This is a genomic window from Bacillus sp. DHT2, from assembly GCF_026241455.1.
GTDB lineage: Bacteria > Bacillota > Bacilli > Bacillales > Bacillaceae_G > Bacillus_A > Bacillus_A pseudomycoides.
In genome coordinates this window covers 236,605-250,945 of sequence record NZ_JAPHWH010000005.1, presented here as the reverse complement: position 1 = coordinate 250,945, position 14,341 = coordinate 236,605, and the positions used below count along the sequence as shown (strand labels likewise).

Annotated in this window: 13 protein-coding genes; 12 read left to right on the top strand and 1 reads right to left on the bottom strand. The window is 38.6% G+C overall.

Features of this window, described 5'->3' with window-relative positions:
- Positions 1 to 309 precede the first annotated feature (309 nt).
- From ORL93_RS14750 to ORL93_RS14715, 8 genes are all read left to right on the top strand, one after another.
- A complete protein-coding gene (locus ORL93_RS14750) occupies positions 310 to 4,065 on the top strand; it encodes a DNA translocase FtsK (protein ID WP_265959161.1) in 3,756 nt (1,251 codons plus the stop codon).
- A gap of 60 nt (positions 4,066 to 4,125) precedes the next feature.
- Complete coding sequence (locus ORL93_RS14745; protein WP_006096096.1) at positions 4,126 to 5,244, top strand: nicotinate phosphoribosyltransferase; 1,119 nt, start codon at positions 4,126 to 4,128, stop codon at positions 5,242 to 5,244.
- A 251-nt stretch (positions 5,245 to 5,495) separates the two neighbouring features.
- Positions 5,496 to 6,806 carry a UDP-N-acetylmuramate--L-alanine ligase gene (gene murC, locus ORL93_RS14740; RefSeq protein ID WP_003201097.1) on the top strand — a complete coding sequence of 437 codons (1,311 nt, stop codon included), beginning with the start codon at positions 5,496 to 5,498 and terminating at the stop codon, positions 6,804 to 6,806.
- 39 nt (positions 6,807 to 6,845) lie between these two features.
- Complete coding sequence (locus ORL93_RS14735) at positions 6,846 to 7,280, top strand: DMT family transporter (protein WP_098160169.1); 435 nt, start codon at positions 6,846 to 6,848, stop codon at positions 7,278 to 7,280.
- Between the two features lie 64 nt (positions 7,281 to 7,344).
- On the top strand, positions 7,345 to 7,893 hold the full coding sequence (locus ORL93_RS14730) for a GNAT family N-acetyltransferase (protein ID WP_006096098.1): 549 nt from the start codon (positions 7,345 to 7,347) through the stop codon (positions 7,891 to 7,893).
- Complete coding sequence (locus ORL93_RS14725) at positions 7,890 to 8,381, top strand: GNAT family N-acetyltransferase (protein WP_018782796.1); 492 nt, start codon at positions 7,890 to 7,892, stop codon at positions 8,379 to 8,381. Before ORL93_RS14730 ends, ORL93_RS14725 begins: the two co-directional genes overlap by 4 nt.
- A gap of 90 nt (positions 8,382 to 8,471) precedes the next feature.
- Entirely contained in the window at positions 8,472 to 8,870 is a 399-nt protein-coding gene (locus ORL93_RS14720) for a PH domain-containing protein (RefSeq protein WP_033799127.1), read from the top strand.
- Positions 8,871 to 8,883: 13 nt separating this feature from the next.
- Positions 8,884 to 9,069, top strand: a complete 186-nt coding sequence (locus ORL93_RS14715) for a hypothetical protein (RefSeq protein WP_018764520.1) — start codon at positions 8,884 to 8,886, stop codon at positions 9,067 to 9,069.
- A gap of 69 nt (positions 9,070 to 9,138) precedes the next feature.
- Here ORL93_RS14715 and ORL93_RS14710 read toward each other — a convergent pair whose 3' ends face one another.
- A complete protein-coding gene (locus tag ORL93_RS14710) occupies positions 9,139 to 10,254 on the bottom strand; it encodes an aminopeptidase (RefSeq protein ID WP_033796453.1) in 1,116 nt (371 codons plus the stop codon).
- A 142-nt stretch (positions 10,255 to 10,396) separates the two neighbouring features.
- On the opposite strand from ORL93_RS14710, the gene ORL93_RS14705 reads away from it, so the two are divergent.
- The 4 genes from ORL93_RS14705 to ccpA all read left to right on the top strand — a co-directional run bounded on the left by ORL93_RS14705 (position 10,397) and on the right by ccpA (position 13,980).
- Positions 10,397 to 10,954 carry a DUF948 domain-containing protein gene (locus ORL93_RS14705; RefSeq protein ID WP_003201109.1) on the top strand — a complete coding sequence of 186 codons (558 nt, stop codon included), beginning with the start codon at positions 10,397 to 10,399 and terminating at the stop codon, positions 10,952 to 10,954.
- A gap of 1 nt (position 10,955) precedes the next feature.
- Positions 10,956 to 11,282, top strand: coding sequence for a bacillithiol system redox-active protein YtxJ (gene ytxJ / locus ORL93_RS14700; protein WP_265959160.1), 327 nt, complete (start codon positions 10,956 to 10,958; stop codon positions 11,280 to 11,282).
- Between the two features lie 355 nt (positions 11,283 to 11,637).
- Positions 11,638 to 12,708: a bifunctional 3-deoxy-7-phosphoheptulonate synthase/chorismate mutase gene (locus ORL93_RS14695; protein ID WP_006096104.1), complete on the top strand. Its 1,071-nt coding sequence runs from the start codon at positions 11,638 to 11,640 to the stop codon at positions 12,706 to 12,708.
- Positions 12,709 to 12,981: 273 nt separating this feature from the next.
- Entirely contained in the window at positions 12,982 to 13,980 is a 999-nt protein-coding gene (ccpA, locus tag ORL93_RS14690) for a catabolite control protein A (protein WP_018782792.1), read from the top strand.
- The last annotated feature ends 361 nt before the right edge of the window (positions 13,981 to 14,341 follow it).

Genomic DNA, 14,341 nt, shown 5'->3' with positions numbered 1-14,341 from the left:
ATAGGAGGCTGTTTTTTTATGTATAAATACAAGTGAAAACCTTTCTTTTTGGGTGGGAGAGGGGGGACCGGCCATGTATAGAAGCGGTCAGGTCCTTTTTGAGCCCCGTGCCGGGTTTAAAACAAAGGGAGAAGGAGAGAGTAGGCCCTCTTTTGTGTTCATAGCAGCGACTTGTATGTTGAGAATCTATTGTGCTTACTGAAAATTTGAATATGGTAGACAAAATACAAGAGCGTAATTTTACCTGCACTTTTTGCCGAATGCTGATACAATAAAGGATGTTACTATTTAGTAGAAAGAGTGGTAAACATGTTAGATTGGATGAAAAAGCTGTTTAACAAAGAGGAACATCAGGAAGAAAAAGCAGCGATAAATAAAGCAGTACCGAAGAACACTGAAAGTAAGCCGAAAACTCCTCGTGTAAACCACTACACTGAAGCAAGAGAAGCACAAATGGCTAGTCGGAATTTAGGTGTGAAATGCCGATTTCCGTTAATACCTGATGATGGATTTGATGAGGAGAATGTGGAAGAATCAACACATTTTGAGCAGCAACCTCTGCCAAGGGTAACGAACATGGAGAGACGCAGGCCAAGATATGTAGAAGAACCAGTTCATACATTTGCCCCGCCACAAGCCCAACAAGAAATTGAGCCAGAGCCTATCTTGCCAAAAAAATCTGTGCCAGTACAAGAAAGCCATCGAAGACCATTTCGCCCGACAGAAATGATTTCGCCTATCTTTGGATATAAACGTCCTTCGAGAGAGAAACAAGAAGTTAAGACGGAAGAAAAAGGGCAGGAAGATCTTGAAATATCCTTTGAAGGAAAATCTGTCGTCGATGCTTGGTTGGAGAAAAAAGGATACTCTCTTTCGAATTTCTCAGACGAATCCTTTATTCCTTCTAAGAAGCAGGAGAAAAATCTGGAGCATACTGGACAACAAGAAAGCCCAAAAGAGGAAAAATCAGTTGTTGATCAGTGGCTAGAGAAAAACGGTTACGATTCTGAGCGTTCATTCACTTCGTTAGAGGGGCAAGAAAAGGTAGATGCCATTTCAGACTCTCTTCCATTTGCAACTGATAACTTTTTACATAAATCAGTTGGACAGGATAATAAGAAAGAAGAGCATACTGTTGAAATCGTACAGGTATTTGAGCAAGAACTAGATGTAGTGGCGTTATCACAATATGATAACGAAGCGAAGGAAGAAATCTTGCAAGATGAGTTGCTAGATTCTACTGTAGAGAATATGGATACAACGTCAACGGAAGAAAATGAATATAAGAAAGAAATAGAAGAAGAACAGCTAGTGGAGAAAACTATTTTAGAAGAAAATATTGTTGAAGAAGTGGAAGAAGCTGAAGAACCAACGCGGGAAGTTGAAGAAGTGGAAGAAGCTGAAGAACCAACGCGGGAAGTTGAAGAAGTGGAAGAAGCTGAAGAACCAACGCGGGAAGTTGAAGAAGTGGAAGAAGCTGAAGAACCAACGCTGGAAGTTGGAGAAGTGGAAGAAGCTGAAGAACCAACGCTGGAAGTTGGAGAAGTGGAAGAAGCTGAAGAACCAACGCTGGAAGTTGGAGAAGTGGAAGAAGCTGAAGAACCAACGCGGGAAGTGGAAGAAGCTAAAGAACCAACGCTGGAAGTTGGAGCGGTGGAAGAAGCTGAAGAACCAACGCGGGAAGTTGAAGAAGTGGAAGAAGCTGAAGAATCAACGCGGGAAGTTGGAGAAGTGGAAGAAGCTGAAGAATCAACGCGGGAAGTTGGAGAAGTGGAAGAAGCTGAAGAACCAACGCGGGAAGTTGGAGCGGTGGAAGAAGCTGAAGAACCAACGCGGGAAGTTGGAGCGGTGGAAGAAGCTGAAGAATCAACGCGGGAAGTTGAAGCAGTGGAGGAACCCGAAGAAACGCTGGTAGCAGAAACATTTGAAGAAGCAAAAATTGCCGAAACAGCGAAAGAGTCTGCAGAAGAAACGGCTCAAGTAGTAGTTGAAAAAACGACAGAACAAGAGAATTTGGTTTCTAAAGCGGAAAACAATGTTTCAGAAACATCTTCAGCAGCAGACGAGCACACGAAGGAAGCAGTTCAAAACTTTGCAAATGTATTAATCGAAGAGGCAGAAGAAAAGCAAGAAGTTGCTGTGGAACAGCCTGTTAAGCAAAAAGAAGAACCGAAACGTGAGAAAAAGCGTCATGTGCCGTTTAATGTTGTGATGTTAAAACAAGATAGAAGAAAGTTAATAGAGAGACATGTGGCAGGAATGAAAACGCCGCAGACTCCTATAAAACAAGCTGAAGAATCAGTAAAGGTGCACAAGCAGCCTGTACAACAAGTGGAAGAAGCACCACAAGGAAAAGCGCAAACTGCACAGCAAGTTATAGTGGAAACTCAAGTGGAAGAGAAACCAGTAGAACAAGTAGTGGTGGGAACTCAAGAAGAAGAGAGACCAGCACAGCAAGTAGTGGTGGGAACTCAAGAAGAAGAGAAACCAGTAGAACGAGTGGCAGTGGAAGATCAAGTAACAGAGGAGCCAGTTCAACAAACGGAAACGAAGGCACCTGTTGCAAGTGCAGGAGTACAAGAGAAAGCATACGTTATAGCGCGAAGAGAGAATGATATGCGTAATGTACTGCAAACACCGCCTGAATATGCTATGCCACCATTAACACTATTGACGATTCCAAGTCAGTCGACATTAGATAATACGGAATGGTTAGAAGAACAGAAAGAATTATTAGATACGACGTTTAATAATTTTCATGTTGGGGCTCATGTTATCAATGTTTCACAAGGACCAGCTGTAACGCGCTTCGAAGTACAACCTGATCCGGGTGTGAAAGTAAATAAAATCACAAATTTAAGTGATGATATTAAGCTGAGTTTAGCTGCAAAAGATATTCGAATTGAAGCACCGATTCCAGGGAAGAGTGCCATCGGAATTGAGGTTCCGAATAAAGAAAGTAAGCCTGTATTCCTGCGAGAAATTTTGAGAAGTCCTGTGTTCACGAAAAGTGAATCACCGCTTACTGTTGCGCTTGGACTTGATATTTCTGGTGCTCCAATTGTAACGGATATAAGGAAGATGCCGCATGGACTGATCGCTGGTGCGACTGGTTCAGGGAAAAGTGTCTGTATTAACGCGATTTTAACAAGTATTTTATATAAAGCGAAACCACATGAAGTGAAGCTGATGTTGATTGATCCGAAAATGGTTGAGCTTGCACCATATAATTCTATTCCCCATCTTGTAGCACCTGTTATTACAGATGTGAAAGCAGCTACAGCAGCGTTAAAATGGGCTGTAGAAGAGATGGAACGCCGTTATGAATTGTTTGCGCATGTTGGTGCACGTGATTTAACCCGTTATAATACCATCGTAAGTAGCCGAGAAATCCCAGGTGAAGCATTGCCGTACATTGTTATTGTAATTGATGAGTTAGCCGATTTAATGATGGTTGCTCCTGGTGATGTAGAGGAAGCAATTTGCCGCATTGCACAAAAAGCACGTGCTTGTGGTATTCACTTATTAGTTGCAACGCAGCGTCCGTCTGTGGATGTTATTACAGGATTGATTAAATCAAACATTCCAACGCGTATTGCGTTTACAGTATCATCTCAAGTAGATTCACGTACAATCATTGATATTGGAGGAGCGGAAAAATTACTTGGTCGCGGTGATATGCTATTTTTAGGAAACGGTACGTCAAAACCCGTCCGTGTACAAGGGGTATACGTATCGGATGATGAAATTGAAAAAACAGTTGAACATGTGAAAAAGCAAATGAAGTCGAACTATTTATTTAAGCAAGAGGATTTATTGGCGAAAACAGAACAACATGAAGCCGAAGATGAACTGTTTTTTGATGCATGTCAATTTGTTGTAGAACAAGGGGGAGCGTCCACATCTTCTGTACAGAGAAAATTCCGCATCGGTTATAATCGTGCGGCACGTCTTATTGAAGAGATGGAAGCACAAGGAATTATATCTGAAGCACGGGGAACAAAACCGAGAGATGTCCTTATTTCAGAGGATGAATTTGCTGCTATGCAGGAAACGAATGTATAGGAAGCGGTTTTGCTGTATACTAAGAGAAAATGTTGGATAGTAAAGTAGGGAGTAAACGACATGAAAGAAATTGAATTAAAATTAAAAGGTGAAATCAATCGACTAACAAATAAAACATTTAAATTTGATGAACGAGTTGGGGAAGGTTGGTTCTCTGCCGTTTACTTTTTAAAAACTCGTGACATTATTCAAGAATTTCGCCCGAAAAGTGTTGTGACAATGCAATTTTTCCAAAAGGAACATGCGATACTTTGCGGAACAGATGAAGTATTAGCATTGTTACAAACATTTGCTGAACATCCGGAAGAGCTTGAAATCCATTCTTTAAAAGATGGGGACAATATTAATCCATTTGAAACAGTTTTAACAATTTCTGGACCTTATGAATATTTCGGGTTTTTAGAAGGTGTAATCGATGGGATTTTAGCTCGTCGTACATCTGTTGCAACAAATGTATATAATGTTGTACAAGCTGCTCGCAGCGGTGAAAAAGAAAAACCGGTTATTTTCATGGGAGACCGTGATGATCATTATACACAGCAAGCTGGTGATGGATATGCGGCGTATATTGGTGGTATGAGTGCACAAGCAACGCATGCAATGAATGAATGGTGGGGCAAGAGTGGAATGGGGACAATGCCTCACGCATTGATTCAAATGTTTAATGGAGATGTTGTAGAAGCTGCAAAAGCGTACTATAAAAAGTTTCCAGAGGATGATTTAGTTGTACTGATTGACTACAATAATGATGTGATTACAGATGGTCTTCGTGTTGCACGTGAATTCGGCTCAGAATTAAAAGGTGTACGCATTGATACATCACGTACAATGATTGATCAGTATTTCATTCGTCATCCAGAAGTACTTGGCACATTTGACCCTCGTGGTGTAAATCCATCCCTTGTTTTCGCGCTCCGTAAAGCGCTTGATGAAGAAGGGTTCCAGCATGTAAATATTGTTGTAACTGGTGGATTTGATGAAAAACGTATTCATGAATTTGAAGCGCAAAATGTTCCTGTAGATCTATACGGAGTGGGCAGCAGTTTATTAAAAATGAACATTGGTTTTACAGGTGATAATGTAGAATTAAATGGAAAACCAGAAGCGAAAGCTGGACGTAAATATCGTCCAAACCCACGTTTAGAGCGTGTTCAATTAGAAAAAAGAGAAGATATGTAAGAAGGGGAAAAACTGATAGGGAATTGACCCTATCAGTTTTTCTGTTATCATAGTATAACGGATTGTTTTTTGCTATAATAAGTTTGTTATGGACATATAAGAAGTACGTACGTGTTTATCCCGATTGGTGAGAGCTAATGAAAGTTCCGCTGTATCGAGAATGTATGATGATTACCAAAATAAGAAAAGATTCATATACTGTCTTATAGATAGGCCGTTGTATTAGTTCGAAATGTTGGAGGTTCTTTAAGATGACAGTTTACCATTTTGTAGGAATTAAAGGAACAGGAATGAGTTCATTAGCACAAATTCTTCATGACATGAAGCATACTGTTCAAGGTTCTGATTTTGAAAAACGTTTCTTTACACAAGTAGCTTTGGAAAAGCGTGGTATCTCCATCCTTCCTTTTGATAAAAATAATGTAAAAGAAGGACAAGTGATTATCGCAGGAAATGCGTTCCCTGATACGCATGAAGAGATTGTAGCAGCGAAAGAGTTAAATATCCCAGTACACCGTTACCATCATTTTTTAGGGAATCTTATGAGTAAGTATACAAGTGTTGCTGTAACAGGTGCACATGGAAAAACATCAACAACCGGCTTGTTAGCCCATGTAATGCAAGGTGCACACCCAACGTCTTACCTTATTGGAGATGGAACAGGGCATGGGGTAGAAAATAGTAAGTATTTTGTGTTTGAGGCATGTGAGTACCGTCGTCATTTCTTGTCTTACTATCCAGACTATGCAATTATGACAAATATTGATTTTGACCATCCGGATTACTTTACAGACATTAATGATGTATTTAGTGCATTCCAAGAGATGGCACTTCAAGTGAAAAAAGGAATTATTGCATGTGGTGATGATGAAGAACTGCAAAAAATTCAAGCGAAAGTACCTGTTATTTTCTATGGATTTGGTGAAGATAATGATTTCCAAGCACGTAACATCCAAAAGAGAACAGATGGTACTGTATTTGATGTGTTCGTTCGTAATACGTATTATGAAACATTCAAAATTACAGGTTACGGCAATCACAGCGTATTAAATGCATTAGCAGTTATCGCGCTTTGTCACTATGAAAATGTTGATGTAGAAGCAGTAAAACATCAATTAACAACGTTTGGAGGCGTAAAACGTCGCTTTAATGAAAAACCGATGGGAGAACAGGTCATCATCGATGATTATGCACACCATCCGACAGAAATTAACGCAACGATTGAAGCTGCTCGTCAAAAGCATCCAGAGCGTGAAATTGTCGCTGTATTCCAGCCACACACATTCTCACGTACTGAAAAGTTCTTAGATGAGTTCGCGGAAAGCCTAAGCAAGGCTGATCAAGTATACCTATGTGATATTTTCGGATCAGCACGTGAAAACAAAGGTGACTTAACAATTCAAGATCTGCAAAAGCGTATTGATGGTGCAGAATTGATTACCGATACAACAACGAATGTATTAAAGAAACATAAAAACGGCGTTCTTATTTTCATGGGCGCAGGTGATATTCAAAAATTCGAAGCGGCTTACGTGAAAGAAGTGCAAGTTGCGGAGAAGTAATAAAGCGAAGACGTGCAGCGGTGGCTGCACGTCTTTTTTATGTCAATTGTTGTAGAATGGTCGCTATATGGTGTACTAGGTAAAAAATTTATTAAAGTTGGTAGTCCAAGACAAACAACGACATATACAATGACTGTTGGAGCGCTTGCTTTCATCATTGTGTCCTTTATGCAACAGAGTGTAGTAGCGATTCCAGAAATTCCTCTATTAGCATGGTTATCTATTTTATTTATGGCAATTGGAATAAGCGTGCTTGGTTATCTTTGGTGGAATAAAGGAATCGCGCAAATTGGGGCAGCAAAAACCTCTTTGTTCTTTAACTTAGTTCCCGTTGTTACAATGCTTGTTTCTTTTGTAGAAGGAGTGAGTATCACAATCTCGCAATGTTTAGGGATGATTTTAGTCATTACAGGTGTTCTATATTCTTTCGGCTTTCTTGCTATAAAATCCAAAAAAGAAAGTGTGAATATATAACCCTTAACATTTTATAATTAGAAATGTTAGAATAATAAGAAAAAGTGTTAGAGGGGATAGAGCAATGTTTACACTTCGAGTCGATGATGAAATCAAACTTCAATTGTTAGAAAAACATCATAAAGAAGAATTGTATCAATTAGTAGATCAAAACAGGGAGCATTTAAGAAAATGGCTTCCATGGGTAGATGGGACAAAATCTGCTGATGCATATGACGAAATTCTTCCGATGTGGCTAAAGAAATATGCGGATGGAAACGGTTTTGAAACAGGTATACGTTATAAAGGAAAGCTCGTTGGAATGGTCGGTATTCACGAGGTGAACTGGGCTAAGAAAGCAACAAGTCTTGGATACTACCTTGCAGAAGAAGCAGGTGGAAAAGGAATTATGACAAGGAGTGTAAAAGCGGTGCTTCGCTATGCGTTTGAAGAACTAAAATTGAATAAGATAGAAATCCGTTGTGGGGTAGAGAATCAGAAAAGCCGGGCGATTCCGGAGCGACTTGGCTTTAAGTTAGATGGAGTTATGCGTGATGAAGAGTGGCTTTATGACCATTTCCATGATCTTGCTGTGTATAGTTTACTAGCTTCAGAATGGAAGGAGATTCGATGAGCGATACGATTTACATTCAGTCATATGAAAGTAAGTACCAATCTGAAGTAGTCGATTTAATTATTCACATTCAGCAAAAAGAATATAACGTACCAATTACAAAGGAAGAACAGCCAGATTTACAAGAAATTGAGCAGTTTTACCAAAGAGATAACGGAAGTTTCTGGGTAGCAACACATGATGGGAAAGTAGTTGGAACTGTAGCTTTATTAGATATTGGGAATCAACAAGTAGCCTTGAGGAAAATGTTTGTGAAAAAAGAATTTCGGGGCAAGGTGTGGAATACCGCGAGCATGTTACTCCAAACAGCTATCTCTTGGGCAAAAGAAAGAGAATTAGAAGGAATTTATTTAGGAACAACAGTACAGTTTTTAGCGGCACATCGTTTTTATGAGAAAAATGGATTTCAGAGTATGAAAGTGGAAGAGTTACCAGGGAGTTTTCCGGTGCTGCAGGTAGATAAGAAATTTTATAGGTATGGTTTGTGAAGAATAGAGATCATTCAAATCGAGAATGATCTCTATTTTTTTGTTAAGGAAAATGGAAATGATGGTATAATTTAGGTGAGAGGTGATGGTATGAAATTTCCTATCCAAAGAAGCACACCAATTATGATTTTTGTAAGTGCAATGTTGATCCTTATGGTTGTTTGGCCAAGCGGAATGCTGATTATAGACAATGGAAACTGGGGATCAGCACTGATTGGGATGGCAATTTGCCTCATTGTAAATGTCCCTCTTGTTTGGGATGTATTCATTAAGAAACATACAGTCGAAAATGGTGTATTGAAATATGGCATATTGAACGAAGACGTTACACTATCTGATATAAGAATGGTGCGTCAAGTTGGAAAATCACTCGAAATTACAACGAACCGATACAAAGTCCATATGATTGCTATGCCAACAGATAAAGAAAAGTTGTTGTCACTCATTCAAGAAGCGAACCCACATGTGAAAATAGATCTAAAAGCATAATGGAGGACGAGGAATGAAACATTTTCGGCTGTTATTTTGTTTTGAATTATTGATGGTACTGGTCGTTTGCGTTAGAGGGTATGTTCGTTGGGAGTGGCCGTTGTATTTGTCGATAGGTGTAGGCATTTTAGCAGTTGTACTTTTGTTTTATTACCATTCTCGTCAAATCAGAAACAAAGGACAGGAAGTGGAGAAATAATATTGACCGTCCGACAAAACGAGACGTACCAAAAGAGCTCTCCCATCAAAAGGAGAGCTCCTTCACGTTTTATTTTAAGTTCTCAGGATTTAAAGCTTCTAATTCAGGTACAACGAAGCGACCGTCTTTACGGATTAATACGTCGTCGAAGTAAATTTCACCGCCGCCGTATTCAGGGCGCTGGATGCATACTAAATCCCAGTGGATGTTAGAGTTGTTGCCATTCCATGCATCGTCATAAGCTTGTCCAGGTGTAAAGTGGAAGCTACCGTCGATTTTTTCATCAAATAGGATATCACCCATTGGATGTAAGATGTATGGGTTTACGCCGATTGCAAATTCACCAACGTAGCGTGCACCTTCATCTGTATCGAAGATTTTGTTAATGCGTTCTGTATCGTTTGCAGTTGCTTCAACGATTTGACCGTTTTTAAATGTAAGCTGTACGTTTTCGAATGTATAGCCGTTGTAAGGTGATGGCGTGTTATAAGAAACTGTACCGTTAACAGAATCGCGAACTGGTGCAGAGTATACTTCACCGTCTGGAATGTTCAAATGACCAGAGCATTTAATAGCTGGAATATCTTTAATGGAGAATGTTAAGTCAGTTCCAGGACCAGCAAGGCGAACTTTATCTGTTTTGTTCATTAATTCAACAAGGTTATCCATTGCTTTATCCATTTTGCCATAATCCAAGTTACATACTTCGAAGTAGAAGTCTTCGAATGCTTCTGTGCTCATTTTTGCAAGTTGTGCCATAGATGCATTTGGGTAGCGAAGAACAACCCAGCGTGTTTTTGGAACACGAATGTCTCTATGAACTTTTTTACCAACTGTTTGACCGTGGATCTTCATGCGTTCACTTGGAACGTCGGCTTGTTCGTTAATGTTATCGCCAGAGCGAAGACCGATGTAAGCGTCCATATCTTTCATTACGCTTGCTTCATATGCAGCGATTTGCTCGAAGTGTTCTTCAGTAGCGCCCATTAATAATGAGCGATCGACTTGATGATCTTTCAATGAAACAAATGGGAAACCACCAGCTGCATAGGCTTCTTTTACAAGTGCAGTTACAAGTTCTTTTTGCAAGCCAAAGTTTTCAATCAATACTTTTTCGCCTTTTTGTAAGCGGATTGAGTAGTTAATTAAATTGTGTGCTAAAGTTTCAATACGTGGATCTTTCATATGTAAAGCCTCCCTACTAATTATGTATCCTTCCTTATTGTACCCTACTTGCTGGAATTTGTTTAATGATTTATGGTACATTTGACGAACAAGTGTGAAAATTCTAATGAAATCACAAGGATTAGAACGAAACGGAAAATGATTGTATAATAGGAGAAAGTATGAAAAAGATAAAGGAAGTGATGAAATGCAAGTTCTTTTATACGTAAGTGCAGCTATAGCTGCCGTTGCTTTTGCAATTTTAGTGATATATACATGTAGAACATTATTATCATTGCAGAAGACGTTAGAAAATGTTGCAAGTACATTAGAAGGCTTAGAGAAGCAAATGCAAGGGATAAGCGTAGAGACAGAACAATTATTACATAAGACAAATGCATTAGCTGATGATATTCAGCAGAAATCTCAGTCATTAAATAAAGTAGTAGAAGGCGTAGATGGAATTGGAACAACAATTCATTCTTTAAATACGAAACTTCGCAATGTATCAGATTCTGTAACAAATGAAATTGAAAATAATGCAGACAAAGTTGCACAAGTTGTACAATGGAGTAGTGCAGCGATTGAAGTGTACAATCATTTTCGTGCTACTAGACAAGAGAAGAAATTAGAAAAAGCTGAGAAGAAGCTAGAGAAGGAAGAGAAAAAAGAGAAAAAAGAGAAGCGCTCTAGACTTCCAATTCGTATGAGAGGTGAATAAAGTGAGCATGACAAAAATCGAAACAATGGAAGAGTTTGAAGCATTATTAGAAACAGCGGAACCATATATTCTTTTTAAACATAGTACAACATGTCCAATTAGCCAAGGAGCCTACGCAGAATTTGAGGCATATTGTCAAGATGCAAAAGAAACACCTACTTATTATTTATACGTACAAGATGCAAGAGATGTTTCGAATCGTATTGCAGAGCACTTTGGTATTAAACATGAGTCGCCGCAAGTGCTATATATAAAAGATGGGGTAGCGGTATGGCATATATCCCATTGGAATATTAAGAAGCAAACTTTAGAAGAGAATGTGAAGTAGGGAGAAGTAAGCGGAGACGCTTGCTTCTTTTTTTAGGGTTCATGAACTATGTAAATACAGATTGAAAAACTGATAGAAAACTGTTCTTTTTAGGTGGAAGAGAGGATCTACTCATGCATAGAAGTGGTCAGAGCCTCTTCTGCTCCCATGCCAAGTGAAAACAAAGAGAGAAAACGAGTGAAGGTTGAGTATGCTTTGTGTAAGTGAAAGGCAACAATATATATTTCAAATAAGAGAACGATTCCATTTACAATGTATATCATGTGACAACCTGATATCTATCGGATATAATAAATTATCTTAACCATGATAATAAGGTAATCTTTATATATAACTTGAAAGAGGTGGCTTTCTTATGGCATCACAAGAATTAGATCGTTTACGCTCTCAAATTGATCAAATGAACCTACAAATTTTAGAATTATTAAATGAAAGAGGTCGTCTTGTTCAAGAGGTTGGTAAGTTGAAAGAAGTACAAGGTGTGAAACGATTTGATCCTGTACGTGAGCGTAATATGCTTGATTTAATTGCTGAGAAGAATGATGGACCGTTTGAAACATCAACTCTTCAACATATTTTTAAACAAATTTTTCAAACAAGCCTAGAATTACAAGAAGATGATCACCGTAAAGCACTCCTTGTTTCACGTAAGACAAAGCCAGAGGATACGATTGTTGATATAAAAGGTGAAAAAATTGGTGATGGCAATCCTCACTTTATTATGGGACCATGTGCGGTTGAAAGTTATGAGCAAGTGCGCCAAGTTGCGGAAGCAATGAAGGAACAAGGGTTAAAGCTAATGCGCGGCGGTGCATTCAAACCTCGTACATCGCCTTATGATTTCCAAGGGCTTGGCTTAGAAGGCTTGCAAATTTTACGACAAGTGGCGGATGAATATGATTTAGCGGTCATTAGTGAAATTTTAAATCCGAATGATATTGAAAGGGCATTAGATTATGTTGATGTCATTCAAATTGGTGCTCGTAATATGCAAAACTTCGATCTACTCAAGGCTGCTGGATCGGTGAAAAAGCCAGTATTATTAAAACGTGGTTTATCAGCAACGATTGAAGAATTTATGTATGCGGCAGAATATATTATTGCACAAGGTAACGGAGATATTATTTTATGTGAGCGCGGCATCAGGACGTATGAAAAGGCAACGCGTAATACGCTTGATATTTCTGCTGTGCCAATTTTGAAGAAAGAAACACATTTACCTGTCGTAGTGGATGTAACGCACTCTACAGGACGACGTGATCTCTTATTACCAGCTGCAAAAGCAGCGATGGCAATCGGTGCTGATGCGGTTATGGCTGAAGTACATCCGGACCCGGCTGTTGCGTTATCAGATTCAGCGCAACAAATGGATATTCCAGAATTCAATGAGTTTATGAAAGAATTAAAAGCATTCCGCGGTAGATAGTCAGAAGGGGCTGTAGGGTCTATGTGACACTTGTTGCATAGACTTTTTTGCAGAAAATGTCCTTTTTTACATAAAAAATACGAAAATAGGAGAAAAGAAGCGAATTTTTTCGAAACTTTTGCGGGAAAATATTGTATGAGCCTGCATTTTTATCGTATCATTAGTAAAAGGACTCGGGAGTGACATCTTCAAGTAGAGTTGATGTCTTTTTTTCATTTTAGTGAACCGATACATAAAGATAGATAACATAATATAGAAGGAGTGTGCGAAGAGATGAACGTAACAATCTATGATGTAGCGCGCGAAGCGAACGTTTCGATGGCAACCGTATCACGTGTTGTAAACGGTAATCCAAATGTAAAGCCTACAACAAGAAAGAAAGTATTAGAAGCAATTGATCGTTTAGGATATCGCCCAAATGCGGTAGCACGTGGACTAGCAAGTAAGAAAACAACAACAGTAGGTGTTATTATTCCAGATATCTCTAATACGTTTTATGCAGAACTTGCACGTGGAATCGAAGATATCGCAACAATGTACAAATATAACATCATTTTAAGTAACTCTGACCAAAATAAAGAAAAAGAGTTTCATTTATTAAATACAATGCTTGGTAAACAAGTGGACGGTATTGTATTCATGGGTGAAGATATTACAGATGCTCATGTAGAAGAGTTTAAAAAGTCTCCAGTACCAATCGTTTTAGCAGCATCATTTGATGAGAACAATGAAACATCATCAGTAAATATCGATTATACACAAGCAGCTTATGATGCAATGAAGCATTTCTTAGGACAGGGTCATAAACGTATTGGTTTTGTATCAGGCCCTTACATTGATAAAGCGGGAAGCGCAAAGAAATTACAAGGTTATAAAAAAGCTTTAGAAGAAGCTGGTATCGCTTATGATGAAAATCTTGTAATCGACGGAGATTACACATACGACTCAGGTCTAGAAGCATTTGAAAAGCTTTGGGAACTTGATCAAAAACCAACAGCAATCTTTGTATCTTCAGATGAAATGGCACTAGGTGTAATTCATGCAGCACAAGATGCAGGATTAAATGTACCAGAAAACGTAGAAGTACTTGGTTTTGACAATACACGCCTTGCATTAATGGTACGCCCGCAGCTTTCAACAGTTGTACAACCAATGTATGACATCGGTGCAGTAGCAATGCGTCTACTTACAAAATACATGAACAAAGAAAACGTAGAAGATCATACAGTTATCTTACCTCACCGTATTCAATTTAGAGATTCAACGAAGTAAGAATAGGAAAACTCACAGGGAATCCTGTGAGTTTTTTTTGTTCTAATGATATAAGATGTAATTTCTTTCATTAAGAAAGTGATTTAATACTAGCAGATGAACCTACGGCTAGCTTAGATGTTGAAAATGAAAAAGTAATACTAGAGTATTTGAAACAATTGAATGAAAAAGGAAAAACAATAGTAGTTGTTACACATAATCAAGATATATTGCCTTATTTTTCGCGTGTCATTCGTTTACATGAATTGTTTTAAAGATAGAGGAGAGTGCAGAGTTATGAGAAGGAATTTTCATAACTCTGCACTTTTCTATTTCTCAAAGCAACTGATTCTTCTTAGTTGTACGAATAAAAAAGAATAAC

Excerpts from the sequence above, each read along its gene's own strand:
- ORL93_RS14750 (WP_265959161.1), top strand. The coding sequence starts at position 310 with ATGTTAGATTGGATGAAAAAGCTGTTTAACAAAGAGGAACATCAGGAA.
- ORL93_RS14745 (WP_006096096.1), top strand. The coding sequence starts at position 4,126 with ATGAAAGAAATTGAATTAAAATTAAAAGGTGAAATCAATCGACTAACA.
- murC (WP_003201097.1), top strand. The coding sequence starts at position 5,496 with ATGACAGTTTACCATTTTGTAGGAATTAAAGGAACAGGAATGAGTTCA.
- ORL93_RS14735 (WP_098160169.1), top strand. The coding sequence starts at position 6,846 with ATGTCAATTGTTGTAGAATGGTCGCTATATGGTGTACTAGGTAAAAAA.
- ORL93_RS14730 (WP_006096098.1), top strand. The coding sequence starts at position 7,345 with ATGTTTACACTTCGAGTCGATGATGAAATCAAACTTCAATTGTTAGAA.
- ORL93_RS14725 (WP_018782796.1), top strand. The coding sequence starts at position 7,890 with ATGAGCGATACGATTTACATTCAGTCATATGAAAGTAAGTACCAATCT.
- ORL93_RS14720 (WP_033799127.1), top strand. The coding sequence starts at position 8,472 with ATGAAATTTCCTATCCAAAGAAGCACACCAATTATGATTTTTGTAAGT.
- ORL93_RS14715 (WP_018764520.1), top strand. The coding sequence starts at position 8,884 with ATGAAACATTTTCGGCTGTTATTTTGTTTTGAATTATTGATGGTACTG.
- ORL93_RS14710 (WP_033796453.1), bottom strand. The coding sequence starts at position 10,254 with ATGAAAGATCCACGTATTGAAACTTTAGCACACAATTTAATTAACTAC.
- ORL93_RS14695 (WP_006096104.1), top strand. The coding sequence starts at position 11,638 with ATGGCATCACAAGAATTAGATCGTTTACGCTCTCAAATTGATCAAATG.
- ccpA (WP_018782792.1), top strand. The coding sequence starts at position 12,982 with ATGAACGTAACAATCTATGATGTAGCGCGCGAAGCGAACGTTTCGATG.